General features: G+C 48.8%; 20 protein-coding genes. 3 read left to right on the top strand and 17 right to left on the bottom strand.

What is annotated here, in order from left to right:
• Window positions 1–21: 21 nt before the first annotated feature.
• From acnB to HXZ99_RS05725, 7 genes are all read right to left on the bottom strand, one after another.
• Window positions 22–2610, bottom strand: a complete 2589-nt coding sequence (gene acnB, locus HXZ99_RS05755) for a bifunctional aconitate hydratase 2/2-methylisocitrate dehydratase (protein WP_194756317.1) — start codon at window positions 2608–2610, stop codon at window positions 22–24.
• Window positions 2611–2805: 195 nt separating this feature from the next.
• Complete coding sequence (locus tag HXZ99_RS05750) at window positions 2806–3291, bottom strand: alpha/beta fold hydrolase (RefSeq protein ID WP_194756316.1); 486 nt, start codon at window positions 3289–3291, stop codon at window positions 2806–2808.
• Window position 3292: 1 nt separating this feature from the next.
• Complete coding sequence (locus HXZ99_RS05745; protein WP_194756315.1) at window positions 3293–3679, bottom strand: CBS domain-containing protein; 387 nt, start codon at window positions 3677–3679, stop codon at window positions 3293–3295.
• Window positions 3680–3708: 29 nt separating this feature from the next.
• Window positions 3709–4059, bottom strand: a complete 351-nt coding sequence (locus tag HXZ99_RS05740; protein ID WP_194756314.1) for a transcriptional regulator — start codon at window positions 4057–4059, stop codon at window positions 3709–3711.
• Window positions 4056–5546, bottom strand: coding sequence for a DUF1538 domain-containing protein (locus HXZ99_RS12415; protein ID WP_194756313.1), 1491 nt, complete (start codon window positions 5544–5546; stop codon window positions 4056–4058). The genes HXZ99_RS05740 and HXZ99_RS12415 overlap by 4 nt, the downstream gene beginning before the upstream one ends.
• Before the next feature lie 119 nt (window positions 5547–5665).
• Entirely contained in the window at window positions 5666–6967 is a 1302-nt protein-coding gene (gene chrA, locus HXZ99_RS05730) for a chromate efflux transporter (protein WP_194756312.1), read from the bottom strand.
• 56 nt (window positions 6968–7023) lie between these two features.
• Window positions 7024–7977, bottom strand: coding sequence for a LysR family transcriptional regulator (locus HXZ99_RS05725; RefSeq protein WP_194756311.1), 954 nt, complete (start codon window positions 7975–7977; stop codon window positions 7024–7026).
• A 123-nt stretch (window positions 7978–8100) separates the two neighbouring features.
• On the opposite strand from HXZ99_RS05725, the gene HXZ99_RS05720 reads away from it, so the two are divergent.
• Both HXZ99_RS05720 and HXZ99_RS05715 read left to right on the top strand, forming a co-directional pair.
• Window positions 8101–9195, top strand: coding sequence for an efflux RND transporter periplasmic adaptor subunit (locus HXZ99_RS05720; protein ID WP_194756310.1), 1095 nt, complete (start codon window positions 8101–8103; stop codon window positions 9193–9195).
• 2 nt (window positions 9196–9197) lie between these two features.
• Window positions 9198–12251: an efflux RND transporter permease subunit gene (locus HXZ99_RS05715; protein ID WP_194756309.1), complete on the top strand. Its 3054-nt coding sequence runs from the start codon at window positions 9198–9200 to the stop codon at window positions 12249–12251.
• Window positions 12252–12322: 71 nt separating this feature from the next.
• On the opposite strand, the gene HXZ99_RS05710 is transcribed toward HXZ99_RS05715, so the two are convergent.
• The 7 genes from HXZ99_RS05710 to HXZ99_RS05680 form a co-directional block, all read right to left on the bottom strand.
• Window positions 12323–12730, bottom strand: a complete 408-nt coding sequence (locus HXZ99_RS05710; RefSeq protein ID WP_194756308.1) for a hypothetical protein — start codon at window positions 12728–12730, stop codon at window positions 12323–12325.
• Window positions 12731–13956: 1226 nt separating this feature from the next.
• Window positions 13957–14538: a hypothetical protein gene (locus HXZ99_RS05705; protein ID WP_194756307.1), complete on the bottom strand. Its 582-nt coding sequence runs from the start codon at window positions 14536–14538 to the stop codon at window positions 13957–13959.
• A complete protein-coding gene (locus HXZ99_RS05700; RefSeq protein WP_194756306.1) occupies window positions 14504–14857 on the bottom strand; it encodes a hypothetical protein in 354 nt (117 codons plus the stop codon). The genes HXZ99_RS05705 and HXZ99_RS05700 overlap by 35 nt, the downstream gene beginning before the upstream one ends.
• A 166-nt stretch (window positions 14858–15023) precedes the next feature.
• Window positions 15024–15389 (bottom strand): hypothetical protein, encoded by a 366-nt coding sequence (locus tag HXZ99_RS05695; RefSeq protein ID WP_194756305.1) that lies wholly within the window; start codon window positions 15387–15389, stop codon window positions 15024–15026.
• A gap of 547 nt (window positions 15390–15936) precedes the next feature.
• Window positions 15937–16524 (bottom strand): hypothetical protein, encoded by a 588-nt coding sequence (locus HXZ99_RS05690; RefSeq protein WP_194756304.1) that lies wholly within the window; start codon window positions 16522–16524, stop codon window positions 15937–15939.
• A 57-nt stretch (window positions 16525–16581) separates the two neighbouring features.
• Window positions 16582–17100, bottom strand: coding sequence for a methylated-DNA--[protein]-cysteine S-methyltransferase (locus HXZ99_RS05685; protein ID WP_228517668.1), 519 nt, complete (start codon window positions 17098–17100; stop codon window positions 16582–16584).
• Window positions 17101–17162: 62 nt separating this feature from the next.
• Window positions 17163–18971: a glycerophosphodiester phosphodiesterase family protein gene (locus HXZ99_RS05680; protein ID WP_194756303.1), complete on the bottom strand. Its 1809-nt coding sequence runs from the start codon at window positions 18969–18971 to the stop codon at window positions 17163–17165.
• 162 nt (window positions 18972–19133) lie between these two features.
• Here HXZ99_RS05680 and HXZ99_RS05675 point away from each other — a divergent pair, with 162 nt between their 5' ends.
• Window positions 19134–21659 carry a zinc-dependent metalloprotease gene (locus tag HXZ99_RS05675; RefSeq protein WP_194756302.1) on the top strand — a complete coding sequence of 842 codons (2526 nt, stop codon included), beginning with the start codon at window positions 19134–19136 and terminating at the stop codon, window positions 21657–21659.
• A gap of 137 nt (window positions 21660–21796) precedes the next feature.
• Here HXZ99_RS05675 and HXZ99_RS05670 read toward each other — a convergent pair whose 3' ends face one another.
• The 3 genes from HXZ99_RS05670 to HXZ99_RS05660 all read right to left on the bottom strand — a co-directional run bounded on the left by HXZ99_RS05670 (window position 21797) and on the right by HXZ99_RS05660 (window position 25317).
• Entirely contained in the window at window positions 21797–23866 is a 2070-nt protein-coding gene (locus HXZ99_RS05670) for a M13 family metallopeptidase (protein WP_194756301.1), read from the bottom strand.
• 152 nt (window positions 23867–24018) lie between these two features.
• Entirely contained in the window at window positions 24019–24624 is a 606-nt protein-coding gene (gene ribA / locus HXZ99_RS05665) for a GTP cyclohydrolase II (protein ID WP_194756300.1), read from the bottom strand.
• A gap of 189 nt (window positions 24625–24813) precedes the next feature.
• The gene (locus HXZ99_RS05660) at window positions 24814–25317 is read right to left on the bottom strand and encodes a hypothetical protein (RefSeq protein WP_194756299.1); all 504 of its coding nucleotides are present in this window, start codon (window positions 25315–25317) and stop codon (window positions 24814–24816) included.
• Window positions 25318–25405: the final 88 nt, after the last annotated feature.

Raw genomic sequence — 25405 nt, 5'->3', positions numbered from 1 at the left:
AAGCGAACGTAATAGCGATGATTAGGCTACGTTAATGGTAGGAATAATCGTATCTTTTGCTTTTTGTTCCGCTGCGCGGAAATCAGGCATTTGGTCGAAGTTTAAGTACTTATACACTTCGCCAGCCATGGCATCGATGTTCTGAGCGTACTGCATGTACTCTTCACGGGTTGGAATTTTACCCAGAATTGCACCCACTGCAGACAACTCCGCAGAAGCCAAATACACGTTCGCACCATCACCTAAGCGGTTTGGGAAGTTACGTGTCGAAGTAGACAGCACCGTCGCACCCGCTTTCACGCGAGCTTGGTTACCCATACACAGTGAACAGCCTGGCATTTCTGTGCGCACGCCGTTACGACCATAAATGTTGTAATAGCCTTCTTCCATCAATTGCGCTTCGTCCATTTTGGTCGGTGGCGCAATCCACAGCTGAGTATTCAACGGCTTGGTGTTCTGCTCAAGCAGTTTACCGGCAGCACGGAAGTGCCCAATGTTGGTCATACACGAACCAATAAAGACTTCATCTACTTTGTCACCCGCTACATCAGACAAGGTTTTCGCATCGTCTGGATCGTTCGGACAGCAGAGAATTGGCTCCACGATTTCATTGAGGTCAATTTCAACCACTTCTGCGTATTCTGCATCTTTGTCAGCTTCCATCAATTCTGGTTTAGCCAACCACTCTTCCATTTTCTGGGCGCGGCGCTCTAAGGTACGTACGTCGCCGTAACCTTCAGCCATCATCCAACGCAACATGGTGATGTTCGAGCGCAGGTATTCTGCGATGGATTCTTCAGACAGCTTAATCGTACAACCCGCTGCTGAACGCTCGGCTGATGCATCAGATAACTCAAATGCTTGTTCAACAGTTAGGTTGTCTAAGCCTTCGATTTCCAAAATGCGGCCTGAGAATGCGTTTTTCTTGCCGCGTTTCTCAACCGTTAACAAGCCTTGCTTAATTGCATACAACGGAATGGCGTGAACCAAGTCGCGCAAGGTAACGCCAGGCTGCATTTTGCCTTTAAAGCGCACCAGCACCGACTCTGGCATGTCGAGTGGCATCACGCCCGTAGCGGCAGCAAACGCCACCAAACCTGAACCCGCTGGGAACGAAATACCCAATGGGAAACGCGTGTGAGAATCGCCACCGGTTCCGACCGTGTCTGGCAATAACATGCGGTTTAGCCAGCTGTGGATAATACCGTCGCCTGGACGCAACGACACACCACCGCGATTCATAATAAAATCTGGCAGGGTATGTTGTGTATCAATATCTACTGGTTTTGGATACGCAGCGGTATGACAGAACGACTGCATCACCAAATCCGCGTTAAAACCTAAACATGCGAGATCTTTCAGTTCGTCACGGGTCATTGGGCCGGTGGTATCTTGTGAACCCACCGTTGTCATACGTGGTTCACAGTAAGTACCGGGGCGAACACCTGTCATGCCGCACGCTTTACCTACCATTTTCTGGGCAAGTGTGAAGCCCTTTCCGCTACTCGCTGGCTGCTCTGGCGCGCGGAATAAATCAGAATGACCTAAGCCTAAAGACTCACGGGCCTTCGTGGTTAAACCACGGCCGATAATCAAATTAATACGGCCACCAGCGCGTACTTCATCAATGATCACGTCAGAGGCGTATTTATATTCAGCAATCACCTCGCCTGCGTCGTTTTCGATTTTTCCAGCCAGTGGGTAAATGTGAATCACATCGCCCATATTCATTTTGTCGACGTCGGCTTCAAATACGAGGGTTCCCGTATCTTTCATGGTGTTAAAGAAGATCGGCGCCACTTTGCCACCGATACAGATACCACCAGAGCGCTTGTTAGGCGTGCCCGGCATATCATCACCGATAAACCACAATACTGAGTTAGTCGCCGATTTACGCGAAGAGCCGGTACCCACAACATCGCCAACAAACGCGACTGGGTTGCCTTTCTCTTTTAGTTCAGCAATTTGTTCCGCCGCATTAGTGATACCTTCCCGTGGCATTTTGTACATCGCTTTCGCGTGCAAAGGAATATCTGGACGTGACCAAGCGTCTGGCGCTGGCGACAAATCATCGGTGTTGGTTTCGCCGGTGACTTTAAATACCGTGGCGGTGATCTTCTCTGGCATTTCAGGGCGGTTCGTAAACCACTCGGCATCTGCCCATGATTCAACCACTGATTTGGCAACCGCATTTCCTTGTTTCATGCGATCTTCAACATCGTGGAAGGCATCAAACATCAGAATGGTGTGCTTCAATTCTTCGCCAGCCAATTCTGCAAGATCGCCGTCGTCAAGCAATGACACCAAGGTTTCAATGTTGTAGCCGCCGTGCATATTGCCCAACAACTTCACCGCTTGTTCTTTGCTAATGATCGGTGAGTGAACTTCACCTTTTGTGATCGCCGCAAGGAAGCCAGCTTTTACGTACGCCGCTTCGTCTACACCCGGAGGCACGCGCTCGCTGATCAGATTAAACAAAAATTCTTCTTCGCCAGCCGGTGGGCTTTTGAGTAGCTCAACAAGCTCAGAGACTTGCTCTGCGTTGAGGGGCTTAGGTGGAATACCTTCTGCGGCACGCTCGGCCACATGTGCGCGATACTGTTCTAACACAAATGATTCCTCTTAATTTAGGTACCCGCTGAATAGCGCAGAGATTCTGTGCCACAGCAGGCATCATGGAAAACGGGCGGATTATACGCGATTTAGCGTCTGAATTGAATGTAAGCAGGACAGTGAAAGGCTATATCAGCCATTCAGGCTATTTATACCTAACCCAAGTTTGCTGAATGTTTACCCCGCTCGTGGTTATGACACGCTTGGATAGATTTGAGCGAGTGCATCAAGAATAAATTGCTGTGATTCAGGCTCGGCGAGGCGATGTTCATCATCGACACTGATCAGTTCTATGCCAAAGCGCTGACAAAACTGATCAACACGATCGAAAGGCACAACCTCATCGCGTAATCCGTGGATCACCCGAATATGGGATGCCGGTGGCAATTTATCGACGGCATCGCCTTCCTCCGTATGCACGGCGGGCGCGAGCAGGAGTAAGGTTTTGAATCGCTCCGGATACAGGGCATACAAGCGCGCAGCAAGTAAGCCACCGAAGGATGACCCAACTAATGTTACACCGTGTTGATCACGGGTTGTCTGTTCGGCATGGGCAATACGAGCGGCAAGATCCATTCCTTGAAAATCGGGCGCGATCAGCTCGGGATACTGTGCCCTGATAAGATGATATTTTTGTCCGTGTGGCCCACTTTCTAAACCGTGGAAAAAATATAGCATGCTATTCAACCTGCTTGAGTAGGTCGTCCATGATGTCATCCATGGTCACAAAACCCACCAATTCATTGTCTTCAACCACCAATAAGCGCTTCACATGATGTTGTACCATCATGGCCGCCACATGCTTGATTGCCAAACTCTTACCTACAGTAAGTGCCGGCTTTGCGCAGATATCGTAAACATTGAGCATGTCGATATCGCCCTCTTCAGCAATCACGGTTTTCAAAATATTTGTGTACGTAATTACCCCATAAGCATCTGCATCGTGTTGCTTTTCCACCACCAAGGATTTGATATCATGGCTTTTAAGCTTGCTTAAGGCTTCTCGGAGTTTGGCAAAGGGTGAAATCGTAATTACATTTTTCACCATCACATCATTTACTTTCATGGTTCTATCCTCTGTATCGCGAGTGGCTTTTACATGCACTCTTTCACGTACTGCTCGAATTTCTCAAGTTGGGTATTGTCGATTCCACCAATATGTTCCAGTGGCAAGGTGAACACTAATCCTCGAGAATCTTCACCATCAGGCATAATCACCGTTTGCACGGCTTTCATCACTTGTAGCGACAAGCTCTTTTCCAAGACCATCATCAGCACCACTTGGCTACCGTCGAACTGTAAACCAAAAAACGACTTTTTGGCGGAATTGCTAATACCTCGTCCAGACATCAGCGTAATGCCGCCAGCACCTTCGTCTCGCGCTGCATCAATAGCCTCTTGCTCCAGATCTTCTGGAACAATGGCAACTAACACCGAAAATTTCATGCGTCTGCCCTCTTCACTTGAAGTTGACCCCAAACGTGCGCCGCGATGGCATAAATCATCACGGTCACAATGGGGAATATTGAGGCAAAGGCAATCAAGCCAAAGCCGTCGATTAAAATGTTACGCCCCTCAATGTTGGTGGCGAGTCCGATTCCCAGTGCAGTGACCAAAGGAACCGTCACTTCCGACGTGGTTACCCCACCTAAATCATAGGCCAATGCAATAATATATTTGGGGGCAATAATGGTAAGGAATATCACCAAGACATAGCCGCCCATGACGTAATAATGCATGGAGCCACCATCGATAATACGGTGTACTCCGATGGTGATGCCGATCGCGACCCCAAACGCCACCAAAATGCGAATCGCATTGCCATTGAGTTTACCGGCTGCGGCCTCTTCCGCTTGTTGGCCGACGGCAATAAGCGCTGGTTCGGCCATCGTGGTCGCAAAGCCGATAGCGAACGCAAATAGATAGACGAACAAATAGCCATCCAACGCCATAAGCTGATCGGCCATGCTCGTTCCTATCGGAAACAACCCAATTTTTAGACCCACCACAAACGCGTATAAGCCGAAAATTACCAGAATAAAACCAAAGGTTACTTTGCGGGGGTTGGCTAAATTGCGTTTGAGCACGATGTATTGGAAAAAGAGAATGGTAAGAATAATCGGCAGTACATCGCGCACCATGCTGGCTAAATCAAGCAACATGGCTAACGCACCGGTCGGCGCGGCGGTGTCGTGCGCCAGCAAACTCGCATCGATATCTGGGGCGGGCTGACTAAACACAATAATGCCGTATATTTGTACGGTAATCATTGGCACCATTACCGCTAATGCCACTAAGCCAAATCCGTCCATCAGCGGGTTACGCCCCCGAATCGACGCTGCTAATCCAATACCAAGAGCGGCTATTAGCGGAACAGTGACAATATTGGTGGTTACCCCACCTGAATCGTAAGCCAAGCCCACAATTTCCTCAGGCGCAAAATAGGTAACGGCCACAACCAAAATGTAGCCGATAATCATAAACCATTGGATGGGATACCCCATGATGGTGCGAAACACCCCCAGTGCCACCACACAACCTACCGATAGTGCCACCAGTAAACGCAAAGTAAGCCCATCAATACGTCCTTCGCTAATGGTTTGGGCTTGCTCGGCCACGGCAATTAATGCCGGCTCGGCCACCACCGCAGAGAATCCCAAACAAAAGCCAAACGCAATGAGCAGCCAAACTGAACCTTTGCGGGCAAATTGATTGGATAGGCTTTTGCCCACGGGGAAGATACTGAGCTCCAGGCCTTGCAAGAAAAGCGCGACACCGATAGCAACAATGGCTAGGCCAATTACCATGGACAGCCCATCGTCGGGCACTTGCCGCAATACAATAAACTGAAACACCAGCACAACTGCAACGATCGGCAGGAGATTTTTACATGCATGGGCTAGCGCATGCCCAAATTCACGCAGAAAGGTCAAAACTTAGTGGCTCCTTAGCATGCCTTTGCCAATGCGTTCATACAACTCAATCCATCTAACGCAGTGTAATCGGCCCTCGCATGTGCGGCAAGCAGATACCGCCTTGTTATTGATATTCATCAAGCGCTTAGGCCAAGCCACTGCACCAACAATCCAGCCACCGCCATGATGCCCAGCAAGCGGAAGATGCCAAACTTAAGCAGGAATACCAAGATCAAGGCAACTGCGGTAAGCCCCACCGCGTATAAGTCGACGCTGGATAACTGCGGTAACAACACGGAGATACCGAAGGTCTCGAACGTAAACCGTTCGCTAAATAAATAATTGAGCGCAAACCACAACGCAAGGTTGGCAATCACCCCCACCACCGCTGCCGTAATGGCCGCCAGCGCTGCGCTCAAACGCGGCATTCCGCGCAGTTTTTCCACATAGGGCGCGCCAGCAAAGATCCAGAGAAAACAAGGCAAAAAGGTAATCCATGTGGTTAAAAACGCCGCTAATGTGGCTGCTGCCAAAGGATGTAAGCCGGTCTCAGCGCGAAACCCTGCCAGAAAACCAACAAATTGTGTCACCAAAATGAGTGGCCCAGGTGTGGTTTCCGCCAAACCCAAGCCATCAAGCATTTCGCCCGGCTGCAGCCAGCCATAGTTTTCCACCGCTTGCTGCGCGACATAGGCAAGCACCGCATAGGCGCCACCAAATGTCACCACCGCCAATTTTGAGAAAAACAAAGCGATATTGGTCCAGACACTGGCATCACCCCATATCCCAATGAGCAACGCAATGGTACCTACCCACAGCACCGCACAAACGAGTGCCGCGCGCTTGGTGCCCGGCCAGTAGAGCGGCTCTACCGCTGGAGCGTCGGCCAGCGCTTTATTGTCGTAATTGGTAAAGAACCAACCAATAATAGCAGCCGCCAAAACCACAACGGGAAACGGAATTGAAAAAACAAACAATGCCAAGAAACCACCGAGCGCTAATATCGCGGCTAGCCCGGTTTTCAACGCCTTTCGGCTTAAGCGCACCAAGGCTTGTGCCACTATCGCTAGCACCGCCGCTTTCAAGCCAAACAACAGCCCCGCCACAGCACCTACATCGGTGAGCAATACATAGGCCCATGACAGCCCAAGAATCATTGCAGCGCCGGGGATAATAAATAGAATCCCTGCCACAACACCGCCTTTCACACCATGTAACAACCAACCCACATAGGTGGCTAATTGTTGCGCTTCCGGCCCCGGCAACAACATGCAGTAATTTAAGGCGTGTAAAAAACGATCTTCATTTAGCCATTTCTTCTCTTCCACAATAATGCGATGCATGAGCGCTATTTGACCGGCTGGGCCGCCAAAACTGAGCAGGCCAATTTTCCACCATACGGCGAGGGCTTCACGAAAAGAGACTTGAGAATCTGCCATTGATTCAATCCTTGGCGTTAGGTTATGGCTAAATAAAAGATGCCGTTGAGTATAGCTTAGCGCGATGACGATTGCGTGGCATGGGATTTTACCCGAGCCGCCCGTTCTTTCACCCGTTGTTTGCTTCCTTCCCGTTTCGCAAACTCATTCCATAGCTGCATGCCCGCCGGGCCAAGTTGCTTAGACGCGAGTTTCACTAAATGCACTTCGGCGGAAATGTGATCAAGAAAACCCGGGATATCTATTTCTAGCAGGGATCCATTGGTTAACTCTCGCTGCACTAAATCCCGAGGCACAATGCCCCACCCAAGCCCCGCGCGCAAATAACGCACCAAAGTATGAGAGTCATTCACCCGCAAGCGGGACTGTCCTGCGATGCGATAAATTTGTTCCGGATTGATCCCCATATTTAAATTGCGGGGCAATAAATAGGGCAGTTCCCCAAGTTGATCTCGGGTTTGTGGAACCCCATGCACATCAACCAAACTCTTTGCGATGACCACCACGAGTTCAAATTGGGCCACGCGCAAACTTTCAAAGTCGGCCATTTGCTGAAACGTCGGAAGCCAAGGCGTTAGCGCAATATCGGCGAGGCCTTGTGCTACTTCTTGCAACGCCTCTAATTGCGAGTGACCACTTACATGCACTTCAGTAACAGGAAAATCATGCTGAATGCGCTTAAGTGCCTCCAATAGTAACTCAGGGTTGCAGGCGTAGTCATAAGAGAGCATCAGCTGCGGCTCTGCGCCCTCGCGAAGTTGGGTCACAATCGAATTGAGCCGATCATGTTGGCGCAGCAATTCTTGGGCATGGCGCAAAAACTGGCTGCCCTGTGGGGTAAGCTGGAGTCTGTATCCTGTGCGATCGAGTACTGAAAAGCCAAGCTCATTTTCGAGATTTGAAAGCGTCATGCTCAATGCCGCTGGCGTGCGGTGCAGCGTTTGCGCAGCACTTTGTAAACTGCCCGCGGCAATCACAGTACTCAGCACGCGAATGGGCCAAATCTTCACAGCACCACCTCTTATTAAGTTTTTCTGAATGAATTTCTAAATTTAATTCAATATATCTTTATATATAACACGACTAAACTAATGCGTCTATTATCTGCAGAGATTACCGCCAAGGAGTATCACATGGCCCGTTTTTACCGTATTGCATTGCTGCTACTTCCGACGCTTCTCATTAGCGCCTGCAGTGAGACCGTGCACGAAGAAACAGAGTTACTACGCCCAGTAAAACTGTATACGGTGGGTAATGACGGCCCCGGTGACATTCGGCGCTTTCCGGCCGTGGTCGAGGCAACCCAAACCGCTGATCTCACTTTCCGTGTGGGGGGTGAAATTCATGAGCTACCTTGGCGCCCAGGGCAAGCCGTTGATCAAGGCGATTTGATTGCGGCGCTTGATGCCACCGATTATGAACTTACGGTTGCTCAAGCAAAAGCACGCGCTGAGTTAGCCGAAGCACAATTTCGGCGTCTCGAACGCCTGCTTGAGCAAAATATTATATCCGCGTCTCAATTCGATGAAGCCCGCGCCGAAATGCAAGTGGCCCGAGCGAACCTTAATACCGCGAAAGCGAATCTTGGCTATACCCGTTTAACCGCACCTTTTGCTGGCATAATTGCCAATTTGCACGTGGAACTCTATGAGAACGTGGGGCCACAGCAGCCTGTAGTCACCTTGCATGTGGACGACATGATCGACGTGAGTATTCAAGTGCCAGAACGCTTATTTGCGCAGGTGCGTCGCGAAACCCACTATCAACCTGATATTGTTTTTGATTCCATGCCAGACATCGTGTTTAAGGGCCAACTACGGCAATGGGACCGTATTGCCGATCCGGCCACCAATACCTATCGGGTGGTGTTTACCCTACCTACCCCTAGCGACGGCAATATTTTGCCTGGCATGACCGCGAGTGTCATTATCGACAGCCAACAGGTGTTGCCGCAACAGCCCAACACCGTTCGGGTTCCCATCTCAGCGGTATTTGTTCCTCCCGCATCACCGCTTCAACAACAAGAGCGTATGGTGTGGGTCTACCATCCACAAACAGACCATAGCGGTGCTCTTGAGCAACGGCGCGTAACCATCGGCCATGCTTCGTCTAGCGATATTTTAATTGTTTCTGGATTGCGCCAAGGCGAACGCGTAGTCATTGCCGGAGTCCATCAATTAGAGGACGGCCAGCAGGTTCGCCCGTGGGTGCGTGAGCGAGGGCTATAACCATGAATATTGCCCGTTATAGTATTGAGCGGCCTACTAGCAGCTGGATTTTTCTGCTGATCTTGCTGATTGGCGGTACCATTGCCCTGCAACAGCTAGGCCGACTGGAAGACCCCGAGTTCACAATAAAACAAGCCATTGTGGTGACCCCTTACCCTGGCGCATCACCACAACAAGTGGAAGAAGAAATCACCGTTCCACTGGAAAACGTGCTGCAAGAGCTGCCCTATATTCGCCATATCACCTCCACTTCCACCGCTGGTCAAAGTCAGATCATGGTGGAGATGCAAGAGCAGTATCGGGCCAAAGAGTTAGCTCAGATTTGGGATGAACTACGCCGGAAGGTGAATGATTACGCGCGTCATTTACCCCCAGGGGCGGGGCCCATCGTTATTCAAGACGACTTCTCAGATGTGTATGGGGTATTGCTCGCACTCACCGGTGATGGCTATTCACTGCCGGCACTGCGCGATCATGCCAAATACCTACGTCGCGAGCTTGCTCTGGTGCCGGGCGTGGCCAAAGTGGTGATTGCTGGCGAGCAGCAAGAACAAGTAGTGGCTGAAGTATCACGTGCTCGTTTGGCGAACTTGGGCATTCCACCCCAACGCATTTACGAATTACTCGCCACCCAAAATACCGTATCCAATGCCGGTCGGGTGCGCTTGCAAGATGACGCTGTGCGCTTTGCCACAAGTGGTGAATTTACCTCGGTAGAACAGCTCAACACCCTGATTATCAGTAACCCCGGCGCTCGCGAGCAAATCTATCTAGGCGATGTCGCAACCATCCACCGTCAGGTTGAACCCATTCCCAGAAATATTCTTCGATTCAACGGTGAGCAATCGGTTTGGATCGGCGTGTCTTTTGCCAATAACGTGAACGTCGTTGAGGTAGGTGAGCAACTTAATCAACGGCTCGCAGAGTTAACCTATGCCACGCCTATCGGCATGGACCTTACCCCCATTTATGATCAGCCTGCGGAAGTAAACCAATCCGTATCTGGATTTCTAAAGAATCTCGCCCAAGCCGTACTGATTGTCATCGTAGCGTTGCTACTCACCATGGGCTTACGCAGCGGGTTTATTATTGGCTTAGTGCTATTGCTCACGGTACTCGGCACCTTTATCTTTATGCATTTGTTCCAAATTAATCTGCATCGGGTGTCGCTTGGCGCGCTGATCATTGCTTTAGGTATGTTGGTCGACAATGCCATCGTGATTACCGAAGGGATGCTGGTCGGCATTCAAAAAGGGCAAACCCGATTGCGTGCTGCCCAAGATGTCATCCGCCAGAACGCGATGCCACTGCTTGGCGCTACCGTGATTGCCATTATTGCATTTGCCCCGATCGGGCTATCCGCCGACGCGACCGGTGAATTCGCCGGCTCCTTATTCTGGGTGCTCCTCATTTCGCTTGGATTAAGTTGGCTCACCGCGCTTATGTTAATTCCATTCCTCGGTGATCGCCTGTTTCGTAAAGGTGTGCCTGTTGCCACCAACGAACGAGACCTATACAACAAGCCGGTTTATAACAGCTATCGCAAATTACTCACGCTCTCATTGCGCCATCGTATTATGACGATGTTGCTTATGCTCGTGCTGTTAGTAGGAAGTGTGGTGGGCTTTCAGGCAGTGAAACAAAGCTTTTTCCCCAGCTCAAATACGCCTCTCTATTTCGTCGATTTCTGGTATCCACAGGGAACCGATATCCGAGCCACCGCTGAAGATATGCAAGCGGCAGAACAGTGGTTACTGCGACACGAGTCGGTCTCTCAAGTAGCCACCACCGTTGGCCGCGGCGCGCCTCGTTTTTCATTGCCCTATTTAGTGGAGCTGGATAACGAGAACTACGGCCAATTATTGGTGCGCGTGAATAGTAGCGACGATATGCCCACGATGATTGCCGCCACCCGTGATTATTTAGCGCACTATCACCCGCAAGCCCGCACCAAGATAAAACGAATGGAGATTGGTCCTCCGGTAAAGGCCGCCGTTGAAGTGCGCTTTATTGGCCCCGATCCCGATACCTTGCGGCGCTTATCAGCAGAGGCACAACAGATTTTAAGTGCCGATCCTGGGCTCACCTTTGTGCGCGATAATTGGCGCGAGCGAGGCAAAGTACTGCGCCCGCAGTTTAACGAAACCCATGCTCGTCGGGTGGGGATCAGCAAACAAGATGTAGACGATTTGCTGTTGGCTAATTTTCGTGGAAAACGTGTCGGCGTTTATCGTGACGGCACCGATTTGTTGCCGATACTGGTGCGCGCCCCTGAAGCAGAACGCGTATATTTAGAGCAATGGCAAGACATCCAAGTGTACAGTCCGGCACTCAACCGCTATGTGCCCATTGCGCAAGTGATCGATGATATTCCACTCGAGTGGGAAGATAGTGTGATTCAACGCCGTGACCGCAAACGCACCCTCACCGTGATGGCTGATCCTGATCCCCTACACGATGAAACCCCAGCGCAAATGTTTGCGCGAGTGCGCCCGCATATTGAAGCCATGCCGATGCCTTCAGGGTATGAATTACAATGGGGTGGTGAGCATGAAGCTTCAGGTGATGCGCGGTCAGCCGTATTCTCTTCGTTGCCTTTGGGCTATCTGGCCATGTTTATTATTACCGTGTTGCTGTTTAGCTCAACCCGCAAAGCATTGGTGATTTGGACAACAGTTCCGCTGAGTATTATTGGCGTGACCATCGGCTTATTACTCACCCAGCAATCGTTTACCTTTATGGCCCTGCTTGGCATTTTGAGCCTCACCGGCATGGTGATTAAAAACGGGATCGTATTAGTGGAACAAGTGAATACCGAAGAGCGCAGCGGGAAATCGCCGTATCATGCACTCGTAGACGCCGCAGTGAGCCGGGTAAGGCCGGTAACCATGGCTGCGATCACCACTATTTTCGGTATGCTGCCGCTACTCTTTGATGTGTTCTTCGCTAGCATGGCGGTGACCATTATGTTCGGCTTGGGCTTCGCCACCTTGCTCACGTTAATTGTAGTCCCCGTGATGTTCAGCCTAGTGCTCCAACGCAAAGAGGCAGGGTAACCCTGCCTCTTTTTCACTACCTAGCGGTATTAGGGGAATCGATGCAATTGAGCACAAACCCCTGCATCCCATTACGCTTCCCCGCCTTTTTGCACCGCGCCAGATTCGGGCATCGATTCTTTTGAGCTAAGGGCCTGCCACAATAAAATCCCCGAACATAGTGCGTACAAATCAGCGAAAGAATAATAACCAAGCCACTCTAAACGAAAGCCTCCGGAATAAGCCAACGCTAGCCATGAGAGTACAATACATATTAGCTGTTCTTTCTTCGTGGAAATGAATATACCAGCAGCAAGTAAAAGGAATGCGACAGCTTGTATGGCTGGCATGCTGAGGCGAACCGAGTCTTGCAGTGTGTTATCGATGAGATGGGCCATCTCGAGTGTCTCTAATCGACTATCTTGGGCCATAAAAAAACTCACCAAAACGACCAACACGGCTACTGAGAATGTAAGTACCTTCATTTTAATCGATGCCATGAATAGGCTAACTCGTGAGGAGTCTCCCATGAATCGATTTATATCAGAAGCGAGCAATACCCCAATCCCAGCCATCACAAATGTATAAATGCTGGTATCGACAAGCCCAACGACTGTCACAGTTTCGTAAGGCCCTGCGGGAAAGTAATACAGCACCACAAAAAGTACGTAGAAGGCAATTCTTGCTGGAACTCGATTAAAAAAGAGTAGAAGTGGGATCAGGTAGTGAACCGCAGGAAGCCAAATATCCTGAATTCGTAGCTGTCCTTAATCATCATTTATATCCCTAAGCGACGTTGGCTTATGTTCAATGAACATCTATTTGCGAATCATCAATTCCTAAATGACCGATAGATTTTTACTAAAACGTATGTCTTGGCGATCTCAAGGCAATATACAATTAAAAAGACAACGTATAGCCCAGATATATCAAATTGGGAGTATATATACGAAATCAATCCGAAAGAGGGAAGAGAAATCAGCAACAATCGAAATGGCGCATGGATGACACTTAAAATAACGCCAGCCCGCCTATTTTTAATGAGCAAAAAACCCGTAATAATCGTGCTATAAACTAAAATCACAGGAATAATACCAATCCAGTAAAGATGGTGAAGGTATCCAACATCGAAGAACGCTCGCCACGCCGAACTGAATTCCATATATTCACTGTAAAAGGGAACGTCACCAGATAATACATTTCTTAAGATTATTGATAAAAATAAAGCACAATCAAAAATACCAAATATGATCATCCACGTTCTATGCCTCATAATTAATTCCTTGTGCGATTAGCAACAGCTGGAGTCCAATGATAGGACCAGCCTGAGACAGCGAAAGGATCTTGCCAAAGACCAAACATTTGATTTATTTCTCTTATCTCACCATCCAAAGGATCCCCCTCACGACACCCTTGTCAGACATCAGACTGCCTCTCTTGTATTTCTGTTTTTGTGCAGCCAATACAGTCATTAGCGTGCTCCCAAGATGGCATATTAATCCAGAACCGAAACCATTGCAAAACGGCAACTAGATTCATATCCCAAAACCTGCTTACGCCTACAAGCTCCGGAAGCTCTGGAAAGTCACCCCGATTTTCGTTCAAGAACTTAATAACCTTGTTACGCCGAAAGCCCTCTAATCACGCCGCGTTAATTGCTACGGGGAACATAAGGAACAACAAAACACTCATGTTCATCAAGTAAAATTCGATTGTACTCATATACTTAATCTCCGCATCCTTTAAATACTTTTAATAAATACTTCATCGGTATGTAAACAAAAAAACTTACCGCCATCAAAAAGAAACCAATTGCTGACCATTTACCAATTGGTGACTCAAGAAAACTGAGCATGATGACAATAATCAGTCCTACTGCTGTAGCCCATAGGAACTTAACAGTTCGTTTCTTTAAGAAGTTAATTTCTTTCGCGGTGAATAATACATCCCCTTTATCCTTGAGATTAGACATTATTCCCAACAACGCTGCCACGACAAGAAGGTAAAGGCTCACTGCACTTTCATGAAAAAAGATGATTACCAAGAGAGTAGCTAGCGAGGCACACAGGAACATCCGGTAATAAAAGATATTAATTTCAACATCCTTTATCTCCTTCCCACCACGGTTGCCATAAAACCCTAGCATAAGAATAACAAGGGCAATCGCAATAAATCCCCAACGGAACTCATAACTAAGTCTTTCCAGAAGTGGAGATAATGTGATTAGCACGCCCAAAATCACATAATTTCTAATTGTTAGTCTCATGGTACTTTTATCTACCGGATAAGTTAAATCGACTAGATTCACAAATCATTAAAGCCATATATTTGCCTCCGCCAACACCGAACTTACCTGATGATACACCGCCCGAATCTTTGCTGACTGAAGTGCCGGCGACTACGCCTTTCCCGCCAGCTACTTCAATCCGTAAATCTAAGGAATCGTCATCATCTGAAGCTGTCTCACTCCGCCTATCATCATTAGAGCAATTTGAATTCTGAAGTTTCGAAAAACCGCCTTGCATACCTAATCCTGCATAGGCTCCGACGCCACTTCCGGTGCAACCGGTTAGAGTCAATGAAATCCCTTCCTTCACCGAGAAACCCAGCATTACGCTACCACTCACCCCCTTGATTCCACCAAACGGAGCCCCACCTATACCAATATCGAATGAGTAGTTTCGTCAATTTGACCAAGAGAAGAGCCCCAGTGGATCAATATAAATCACCGGATTCGCCCCTACATACCCATAGGTATTCATCCCGCCTGCAAACTTTCAGAACAGATAGTCTCTACCAATATTCCAAAACAAGATCTAGCAACTCTTGGTCACCTGCCCTGTAGGCATATTCAATTACATATTCCCTTTCAGACTCAGTAGCATACTGAGCAAATTTTTTTAATAAGGCCAAATGCCTAGAGTCCAACGCTAGATGCAATATACTGCCCGTATTACCTACCTGAAAGGATAAATCAGATCCACGCCAGAGAAGCACCGACGCGCGAATTCGGTTAATTGGCGTAACCTTTGTATCTGCTGCGATCATCCAGAGAGCCTTATCAGGGTTCACAATCATCATAGGCAGTTGGAGAAGCATTGCGAAAAGAAAAATGCTAACTACCCAAAAGTTTGCTGATAGAAATATTTTCTTAACCATTATATTTAATTTCCACAATTTAAGAATGCTCGTCTTGAGATGAGAGTGCCATCAGCCTTGTACTCAAGGAGAATGGAAAATGAGTGGTTCTCATGAGAATACGTTTTCGGGCTGTATATATTCTGCGCCGCTGAACACCTTCATCGTACTTAAATTGAGCACACTATTCTTGACGCCAGAATCTGGGCTATTTAACTGCTCGGTTTCACCAAAAAGGTTTCTTATGCGAGGGTTGCAAATCCGATAATAAAACTGAATAAAATAAACGGCCCACACGTTGCGGTGTGGGCCGTACCTAACGCTTTGCGTTGGCTCGTAGTTCCATGCAATTACCCAGACCTGACCAACGCGGAGCGTTGGCTACAAGCGTTGTATTTACGGGTTCCGTTAAGCCGCTTGCGCATTGGGCTCGGCGTGCGCGGCCGGTAAATACGGCATATTTGCGAAGAACCTGCAGATACCAATTCATTATTATTTTTCCTTATTGGTTTGGCAGAATTGCCTGTTTAGCACTTATGGTTATGGACCATAAATTCCAATTTCGCAATTATTCTTCGTCGTCTATTGGAGCAAGGCTAGGCCGTGCATTAATTTCCAAGGTGGTGTAGCCACCCCGAGGCATGTTATAGCCCATATCCATTATCAAATTATTCGGTGTTAAACTTGCTTGCACCATCGCCCGCACATCGGGCGGGGTAATTAAATAGCGACTGATATCAGAGCGCATGCGCAGACGCTCTTGATCATCATCCACACCAGAAAGTCGAAGAAACACGCCAATGAGTGCATTCATGCCCGGCTCATAGCCGCGACGAAACTCTAGTTTAACTTGCTGCCCAGTTTCATTGCCTGGCGCAGCGAACAACGTAATTGCATAACGGTGTTCACCAGATACCATGCCACGACATACCCAATAATTCTGGTAGCCTGCAACACCCCATATTTGGCCTCGTTCAAAATCCACGTTGCAACCCCGCCACGGGCCTAACTGGAAATCATTTAGCACCTGCATTTGATGTTGGACGGTTGGAAGTTGTCCCTGCGGCCACGCAGAACTCGGACCATCGTCGCGACTACAACTGGCGAGTAGCAACACAAAAATGATACTAACAACGCCCCATTTTATGGTGTGCAAAAGGTACAAATCATGCCTCCACAGCTTTATCGATTCGATGAATGTCGCTTGTTTACGTTAGAGGTTATTTTCCACACGAAGTTCGTGCCGTAATAACCAAGATTTGCGTTCAATGCCACCTGCGTAGCCGCCTAAATTGCCATTTTTCTGTATCACGCGATGACAGGGAATAATGATACCGATAGGGTTACGCCCGTTTGCTTGCCCCACCGCTTGATACCCACGCGGGCGCTCTACTTGATGTGCTAGATCATGATAGGAGCAGGTGCGACCATAGGGGATCTGCTGTAAGGCACGCCATACCTGTTGTTGAAACGCAGTACCTTGCGGCGCGAGGGGAACGGTAAACGCTGTTAAGCTGCCAGCAAAATAGGCATCAAGTTCCTGTTTAAGTTGTTCTAGCAGCGCTGTTTGCTCCGCTGAAGGGGCTTGCTTATTAAGGATGGTGTCTGGCAATGCATCATCGGCAAAATTAACGCCGGTTACACCAGCATGGTTCACTGATAAGTGCAGCCAGCCCGCCGCTGACTGCATATGGTCGACTAGGCCATCGGATTGCGTTGTTACACTGTTCATGGAGCCTTCTCCCCTATTCACTTAGGTTTTATTTAGCTAACCCATCGCGCTTTGAACACCGCTTACCAAAGCCAGTGTCGAAAGCGCATTAACCATAGTTCTGGACGCGACATTTCTGCGCGCTCCTGCATAATTTCTGTTAATACATCTGGCCGATCGGTAATAATTCCATCGACACCGATATCAAGAAATCGGCGCATTTGCATTGGATCATTTACGGTCCAAACGTGAAGTTCCTGATCGTGGTTACGCACTCGGCTGAGACGACCCGGTGTGACTAACCCGTCGCGCATCGCCAGAATATGAAATGGTTGTCGTTCCACCACTCCGACCGCAGTATGAACCAACAAGCTGGTTCTCAGGTTCGGTGCAATGGCCTGCGCTTCCATGAGATCTGCCGGCGATAACGACGCAAAAATGGTGTGGTCTAGCATATTCTCTTCTTCCAATTGCGCAATGACCATAGGTACGAGATCCGGCATTTGCGGTGCGCCCTTTACTTCCAAATACAGCCCAGCTCTGCCTCGCACCCGTTCAATTGCATCCGCGAGTGTCGGCACATATTCCCCCCGAAATTCAGGGGAAAACCAACTTCCCGCATCCATGGCCGCCAACTCCTCATAGGGGATTTCCCAAATGGCGCGCGGATCATCAGCGATACGCAACATATCTCGATCATGTTTGAGCACGAGTACGCCATCGGCGCTGTGCCTTACATCAATTTCAATATAGTGCGCGCCCGCATCTATCGCCTTTTCAATGGCCACTAAGGTGTTTTCCGGAGCATTCCAAGAATGGCCACGATGGGCAATGTTTAGCACATCGTCACGGTCATCAAACGCATTCATGGCAATTAATAAATGCACCAGCGCCACCACAACCACCACAAACTCAACACCTACGGCACACCAGCCCGCATAACGTGGCTCCGTATCTACGGTAATGCCTCGTTGTTTTTTGCAGCGACGATGATAGATTTTGAGCATCACTAAACTGTTGATGCTCACGGCCACGAACCCAGCCAGTAAATTAGCTAGAGCGTAGGCCGCTAGTAATAACACCATCATGGTAATTTGCACGCCATACTGCTGTGGCAGTATTGATGTAATGAACCAACCCATTCCATCAAATAGTAAGGACAGGGTGATCGGTATCATGGCCACGATGGCGGCAATGAGCACAACCATACTACCTAGCTTTAAACGGACCGAACAGGTGAGTCGAGCACTTCGTTTTAGCGCCTGCCAAGGCGACAAGTCTTCGATAAGTAAAATGGGAAGGGCCAACATCCAACGAACATAAACACTTCCATTCACCATTAAGGCTATCAGTACACAGCCGGCGAGCACCGAAAGAAATGCCCAAAATTCATAAGGCTGTGCCTGTAATACATAGTAAATATCGTATGGCGCGAGCAGCGATTGAAACGCAAACACCAAAATAGCGAACAGCGGCAGCAATAGCAGCAGATGGGTAAATACTTGAATGGCGCCCAACGCGAGTAATTTGGGTAATCGTTTGAGCACCTGCCATAAGGCATTGGTGGCACTATGGAACTTACCCCGGGCGTCGCGGGTAGCCACCAGCATCATGCCCGCATGCTGGAGGAAAATTAAAACAGCTGCCAACGTGAGAGCAAGTACAATCCACGTCATGCCATAGGGAGTGATGGCGAAGCGCAAGAGGTCTTCATTACCAATAGCGGCCTGTCCTGCTGCGCGCACCAACCCTGTCAACATCCATCCGGACAATGGTGCCCATAATGCAAACGCGAATATTGCAAAGTAGAGATAGAAAGCGAGTAGCGGCTTTCGATGAAAGTGAACACTTGCTAATACGTCACGCTTGAGTTGCCTTGGTCGAATCTGCATTCTCAGCTCTCATTTTTATCAATTTATTTCAGTTTACATGGCATTGAACAACAATAACCCTCTGCTCAACGCAAAAACACATTTTCTTACTTTTTCGTTTTTTATTTTTAGCAAACAAGTCGCTAGAATGTGACGGTTAAATAATCAGGGACAACACACACCATGAAAAAAACACTTATTGCCAGCAGCATCTTATGCATGCTGTTAGCGCACCCCGTATTTGCCGACGAGAACAGCGGCAACAAAAACGGCAGTAGCAACGGGGACGAAAAAAGTTATGCCGATCACATCAAAGATCATGACATTCACGAAGGCTTGTTTAACTTCTATCGTGACCCAAAAACCGGACAAATGCTTCTCTCGATTAATGAGAGCCAGTTAGATACGCCATTCATTTATTTTGCGACGACCGCCGATGGCGTTGTTGAGGCTGGTCACTTTCGCGGAAACTATCGCGAAACCAAACTCATTGAGTTCCGTCGCTATTTCGATCGTATCGATATTGTTGTGCGGAACGACCGCTTCCAGTTCGATGAAAGCTCTGCGCTTTCCCGTGCATCAGACGCTAACATTAGCGAAGCAACGCTGGCTAGCCTGAAGATCCGTGTTGAAGAAGATGGACGTATTCTGCTCAACGCACAAGATTTAATTCTGAGCGAAGCCTTGCATCGGGTAGCACCTTGGTCTCGTGCGAATCAATCAGGCCCTTCATTCTCTCTAGGCAACCTGAACAAAGACCAAAGCCGTATCGTGAATAAGCGCGTGTATCCAGACAACATGGATGTGGTGGTGGATTATGTATTCAATAACCCAAACCCAACCGTGTTCGGTACCCCAGCGATCACTGATCCCCGTTCGATTACTATTACCTTACAGCACTCGTTTATTGCACTGCCGGAAAATGATTTCCAACCCCGTCGTGATGACGCTCGAGTTGGCTATTTTACGCAGCAGTTTGACAATATGACCAGTGCTGACTGGGCCCCTTTCAATGATGTCATTAACCGCTGGCATTTAGTGAAAAAAGATCCAGACGCCGCCCTATCTGAACCGGTAGAGCCGATTGTGTGGTGGATTGAAAACACCACGCCAGAAGAATGGCGCGATACCGTTGCCGAAGGTGTGCTGGGTTGGAATAAAGCCTTTGAAGCCGCAGGCTTTAAAAACGCACTGGAAGTGCGCGTTCAACCAGACGATGCGGATTGGGACGCAGGCGATGTGAACTACAACGTGATTCGTTGGACTTCGTCACCGCGCCCTCCATTTGGCGGCTATGGTCCATCGATTGCACATCCATTGACCGGACAAATCATCGCCGCAGATATCATGATGGAATATGTGTACATGAGCAATCGCTGGCTTGAAGACCAGCTATACGGTGACGCGCACCACCATGAACACGAGCACGGCACCACTTTATATTGCTCTCAAGGCCATGCCATTCATCAAGACCTAATCGCGGGTCGCGCCATGTCGGGCCTGCTGGAAGGCGAGGATATGGATAACAATGAATTACTGCGCCAAGCATTGATTCACGTTATTTTGCATGAAGTGGGCCATACCCTAGGTTTAAATCACAACATGAAAGCGTCGAACCTTTGGAATGAAAAAGAAGTTCATGATGCTTCTCTTACCCAAGGTGTGTTGACCGGTTCTGTGATGGATTATGCGCCAGTAAACATTGCGCCTCCGGGCACCACACAAGGTGATTTTTACCAGTACGTTGTGGGTCCTTATGACAGCTGGGCGATTGAGTACGGATACAGCCCAGCTCTTGCAGATGATGCCGCCGAAGAAGCGCGTTTAGAGCAGATCCTTGCTCGTTCCCATCAACCAGAACTGATGTTTGGTAATGACGCAGACGATATGCGCGCCCCTGGCCGCCACATCGATCCGCGGGTTATGATCGGTGATATGTCATCAAATCCGGTGGCTTACTCACGGGATCGGTTTATTGCGGTAAATCACACCTTGGGTGAATTACTCGACAATGCGCGTGTTGATGGCCGTTCGCACCAGCGCGTGCGCACCTCTGCCCTGCGCTTAGCTGGTCATTACGCTGGCAAAGCTGGTGTGGTATCACGCCAAATCGGTGGCGTTTATGTAGAACGCGCCGTAGTCGGTCAGGCCGATGATGTGAAACCATTCACGCCGGTACCCCGTGAAAAGCAAAAAGAAGCCATGCAGGTGCTGAAAGATTACGTGTTTGCACCAGACGCAATGCAATCGATGGAGCCGGTACTTGCGTACATGCAACAGCAGCGGCGTGGCTTTGGCCACTGGGGACAGAATGAAGACCCAGCGTTCCATGACATGGTGTTAAATATGCAGCGCAACGTACTAAACCATGTGTTGCACCCTGCAGTATTGCTGCGGATTACCGACAGTACTCGCTACGGCAATACCTATCCGTTGACTGAAGTGATCGGTGATTTAACCGACGCGGTGTTTCAGACCAACAAGCCGCTGACAACCACAGCGAAGAACTTACAGATTGAATACGTTGAGCGTTTGATTGCCATTGCTGGTTTTGAGAACGGTTCGTCGTACGACAACTTAAGTAAGTCAGCCGCTGTCGCCCAACTTAATCGTATTAAGTTGATGCGCGCTCCTCGTCGCTCTGACGTAGAAGCCAGCCAACACTACGACTATGTTCGTATGTTAATCAATCGGGCGATGTCTGCTTAATTCAGCGACCCGGTGATACTAAAAAGCAGCGCGTAAGCGCTGCTTTTTTATTGCCTGTCCCCCGTAGCCAACACACCGCGTTGGTCAGGGGTTGGACATAGTGCATTAATCCGCAACGGACCAACGCAATGCGTTGGTTACCACAATATAACGCGTTGCTCTTGGGGCAGATACATCCCATCGCCTTCCTGAACATTAAAGGCTTCATAGAATCCTGGAATGTTGCGCGGCGCGCCAAGTGCACGGTACTTGCCGGGAGCATGCGGACCGCGGGCCAATTGAGCGCGCAATGCGTCGTCACGGAACTTAATTTTCCAGATTTGTGCCCAGCTCAGGAAGAAACGTTGCTCACCAGTAAAACCATCTAGCACTGGCGCTGATTCGCCACCGAGTGAATTCTGATAGGCGCGGAATGCACTGAGTAAGCCTACGTGATCGCCAATGTTCTCACCAAGAGAAACACGGCCGTCGATATTCAAACCTGGTAAAGGTTCAAAAGCACTGTATTGCTCAACTAAGATGTCGGCACGCTTCTCAAACTGCTCCCGATCTTCATCGGTCCACCAGTTGCGTAGATTACCATCGCCATCATAGCGCGAGCCTTGGTCATCAAAGCCATGACCAATTTCATGACCAATAACAGCTCCGATACCACCATAGTTCACTGCATCGTCGGCATTCATATCGAAAAACGGCGGCTGCAAAATGCCTGCAGGAAATACAATTTCATTGGCCGTTGGGCTGTAGTAAGCGTTTACAGTCTGAGGCGTCATGCCCCAACGCTCACGATCAACCGGCTGACCGATATCGGCAATATTGTCTTGATAGGCAAACTGCGCTGCGCGCACACTGTTGCCAATCAGATCTGTGGCATCAACCGTCAGTGGGCCGTAATCTTTCCACTGATTTGGATAACCGATTTTCGGCGTGAATTTATTCAGTTTATCGAGCGCTAGCACTTTAGTGTCATCGGTCATCCACTCAAGCTCTTGAATCGATTCTTCAAAAGCAATAAGTAGGTTATCGATGAGCTCGCCCATGCGCGCTTTCGCTTCAGGCGGGAAGTAACGCGCGACGTATTCTTGACCCAGCACTTCACCTAACGCGCCATTTACCGCTTGTACACCACGCTTCCAACGCTCTTGTTGTTCTGGAACGCCATTTAAGGTGGTCGAGTAGAAACCGAATTGGATATCAGCAATATCACTGCTCAAGCGCGACGCAAAAGCTCCGGCTACACGCAATTGCATGTAGTCTTTCCAGGTCTGCAAGTCAGTTTCTGCGTAAATTTCGCCGAAGGCTTCAAAGAACGATGGCATACGCACAATCATTTCATCCGCTGCGGTAATGGCTGCAGCCGGCGCGAACGCTTCTAAATCGAAGGTATTCAGTAGCGTTGCAACTTCCGCATAGCTTTTCTTATTGTACGTTGCTTCAGCATCGCGGCTTTCCGCGCGGGTCCAGCTCGCTTCAGCAAGTTGTTCTTCTAACGCATAGATACGCTCGGCCGCGTCATGTGGGTTTTCATGACCGACAACGGTGAGCATATCAGCGATATATTGCACATAGGCTTCCCGAATTTTCTGAAAATCTTCGCTATCACGGAAATAATAATCGCGGTCCGGCAGGCCTAAACCACCTTGATTTAGATAGAGCGCATAGTAATCAGGATTACGTGCGTCGGCCCAAACATAGAAACCAAAAGGGCCACCAACGCCAATTTGACGCAGCTCACCCATTAATGCTGTCATTTCGGTATGGCTGTTCACCGCTGCTACTTGCGCTAAGTAAGGCTCAATCGGACTAACGCCTAAGGCCTCGATACGCTCTTCATCCATGAAACTAGCAAAGAAGTCGCCAATTTTTTGATTGTTCGATCCCGGCTCTGCATCAGTTGCCGCGGCATCTTCAATAATACCGCGTAAACGTCGCTCATTTTCCTCAGCGAGCATATTAAAAGCGCCATACGTGGGGCGATCGGAAGGGATTTCAGTATTCTCGTACCAGGTACCATTCACAAACATAAAGAGATCGTCTTGTGGGCGAACGCTGGTATCAAAATCGTCTAACATTAAACCGGAATGCAAATCCGCCTGTTGCGAATGGGCGCTTTCCTGTACATCGGTGACCTGTTGATCTGCAGGCGAACACGCGACTAAGCCAAGCGCGAAAGCGACACTTGCCGCAACTAAAGTTACTTTATTCATGATATTGACTCCATGGGTCATCACGTTGCCCGCAAGCAGCCCTGATTTCAGGCCTACTCAGGCATTGTTACTAGTTTGTAGAACGCACAGAAGTGTATGCCCTTCGAGAGTAAGAAGCAAAGGGCATAATGTAAGAATTTATAACAAAAGAATTACAAAAAGTGACCAAATTTCTTGGTTTTTGTCGCAAGGTAATATTCATTATGAGGCGTGCCTTCGGTGCGGTGAGGAATGCGCTCAACCACATCTACACCACAATCGCGTAATGCCGCTAGTTTTTTCGGATTATTCGTCATGAGACGCACCGATTGAACGCCTAACTGATCAAACATATCGGCGGCAATATCATACTCGCGGGCATCGGCGACAAACCCAAGAATCTCATTGGCTTCTACGGTATCTAAACCTTTGTCTTGCTCCGCATAGGCACGAATCTTATTGATTAATCCAATGCCTCGGCCTTCTTGCCGCAAATAGGCGATGACACCGCGACCTTCGACCGCAATTTTGCGCATAGCGGCTTCAAGCTGGGGGCCACAGTCACAACGCTGACTAAACAGCGCATCACCCGTGAGACATTCAGAATGCACGCGGGCTAAAACCGGTTCTTCGGTGGTTACATCGCCTAACACCAATGCCACATGCTCTTTGCCTATGGCATCTGTAAATCCGATTAAACGAAATTCAGCGAAAGGGGTCGGCAACTTCGTTTCGGCGGCCCAATTCAGTAAATTCTGTGATGTCTTGTCCTGTGTCATCAAGGTACGGCTCTAATTATCATCGAATGGAATCACTGCTCCATAGGGGCGAAGAACGCGCACAAGAGCATCTATTCCTTGATTATACCAGTCTCTGTCAAGAAGCGCTCATCTCAGCGGTAGGAAAAAGAAAACCGGAGCCAAGCTCCGGTTTTACGTAACACATCAATTTGTAGCACATCGCGTGAATTAGTTGCCCACAGGCATAATTGACCGACCTGCATCAATTAAGTCACCGAAGAACTCTGATGAACGACGACGCTCATCATCCGCTTGCTGGCGGGTAATACAACGCGTTTGACGCATGTTTGAACCTGTTGTGCGCTCTTGGCGGCAAATCACTTGCGTGCTTGGGTCACCAATAACCACGGTTTGTAGACGCTGATGCAGGTTAAATAAACGCTCTTTGTCGTACTGATCAAACTGATTGATATCTTGGCGATGACCAATCAGAGACACCAAACTTGATTTGATCGAATCAAACTGACGTCGCTCATCTTCATCAAGTCGACGAGGCTCGCCTTCAGCGATTGAGTTTTCTAGGGTATTAAGAAATTCAATATACTCAGGGATAGACACTAGCTCTGGAGTCGTTACCTGTTGCTGCGACGCTGTGGAGTATGACGTTGAGTTACAACCTGCCACGAAAATGACCACACAGGCCATTAAAAAAAGTTTGCCGGAATTAAACATAATTTACCTACCTTTTATTGAGTCCCAGCGAATGTAACAACTGATTAACAAGGTCACAATGGGTAATGACATTTTGTTACAATTAAAT

The sequence above is a fragment of the Aliidiomarina indica genome (assembly GCF_015354615.1).
Classification (GTDB): Bacteria; Pseudomonadota; Gammaproteobacteria; order Enterobacterales; family Alteromonadaceae; genus Aliidiomarina; species Aliidiomarina indica.
This window is presented reverse-complemented; position numbering and strand designations above follow the sequence as displayed.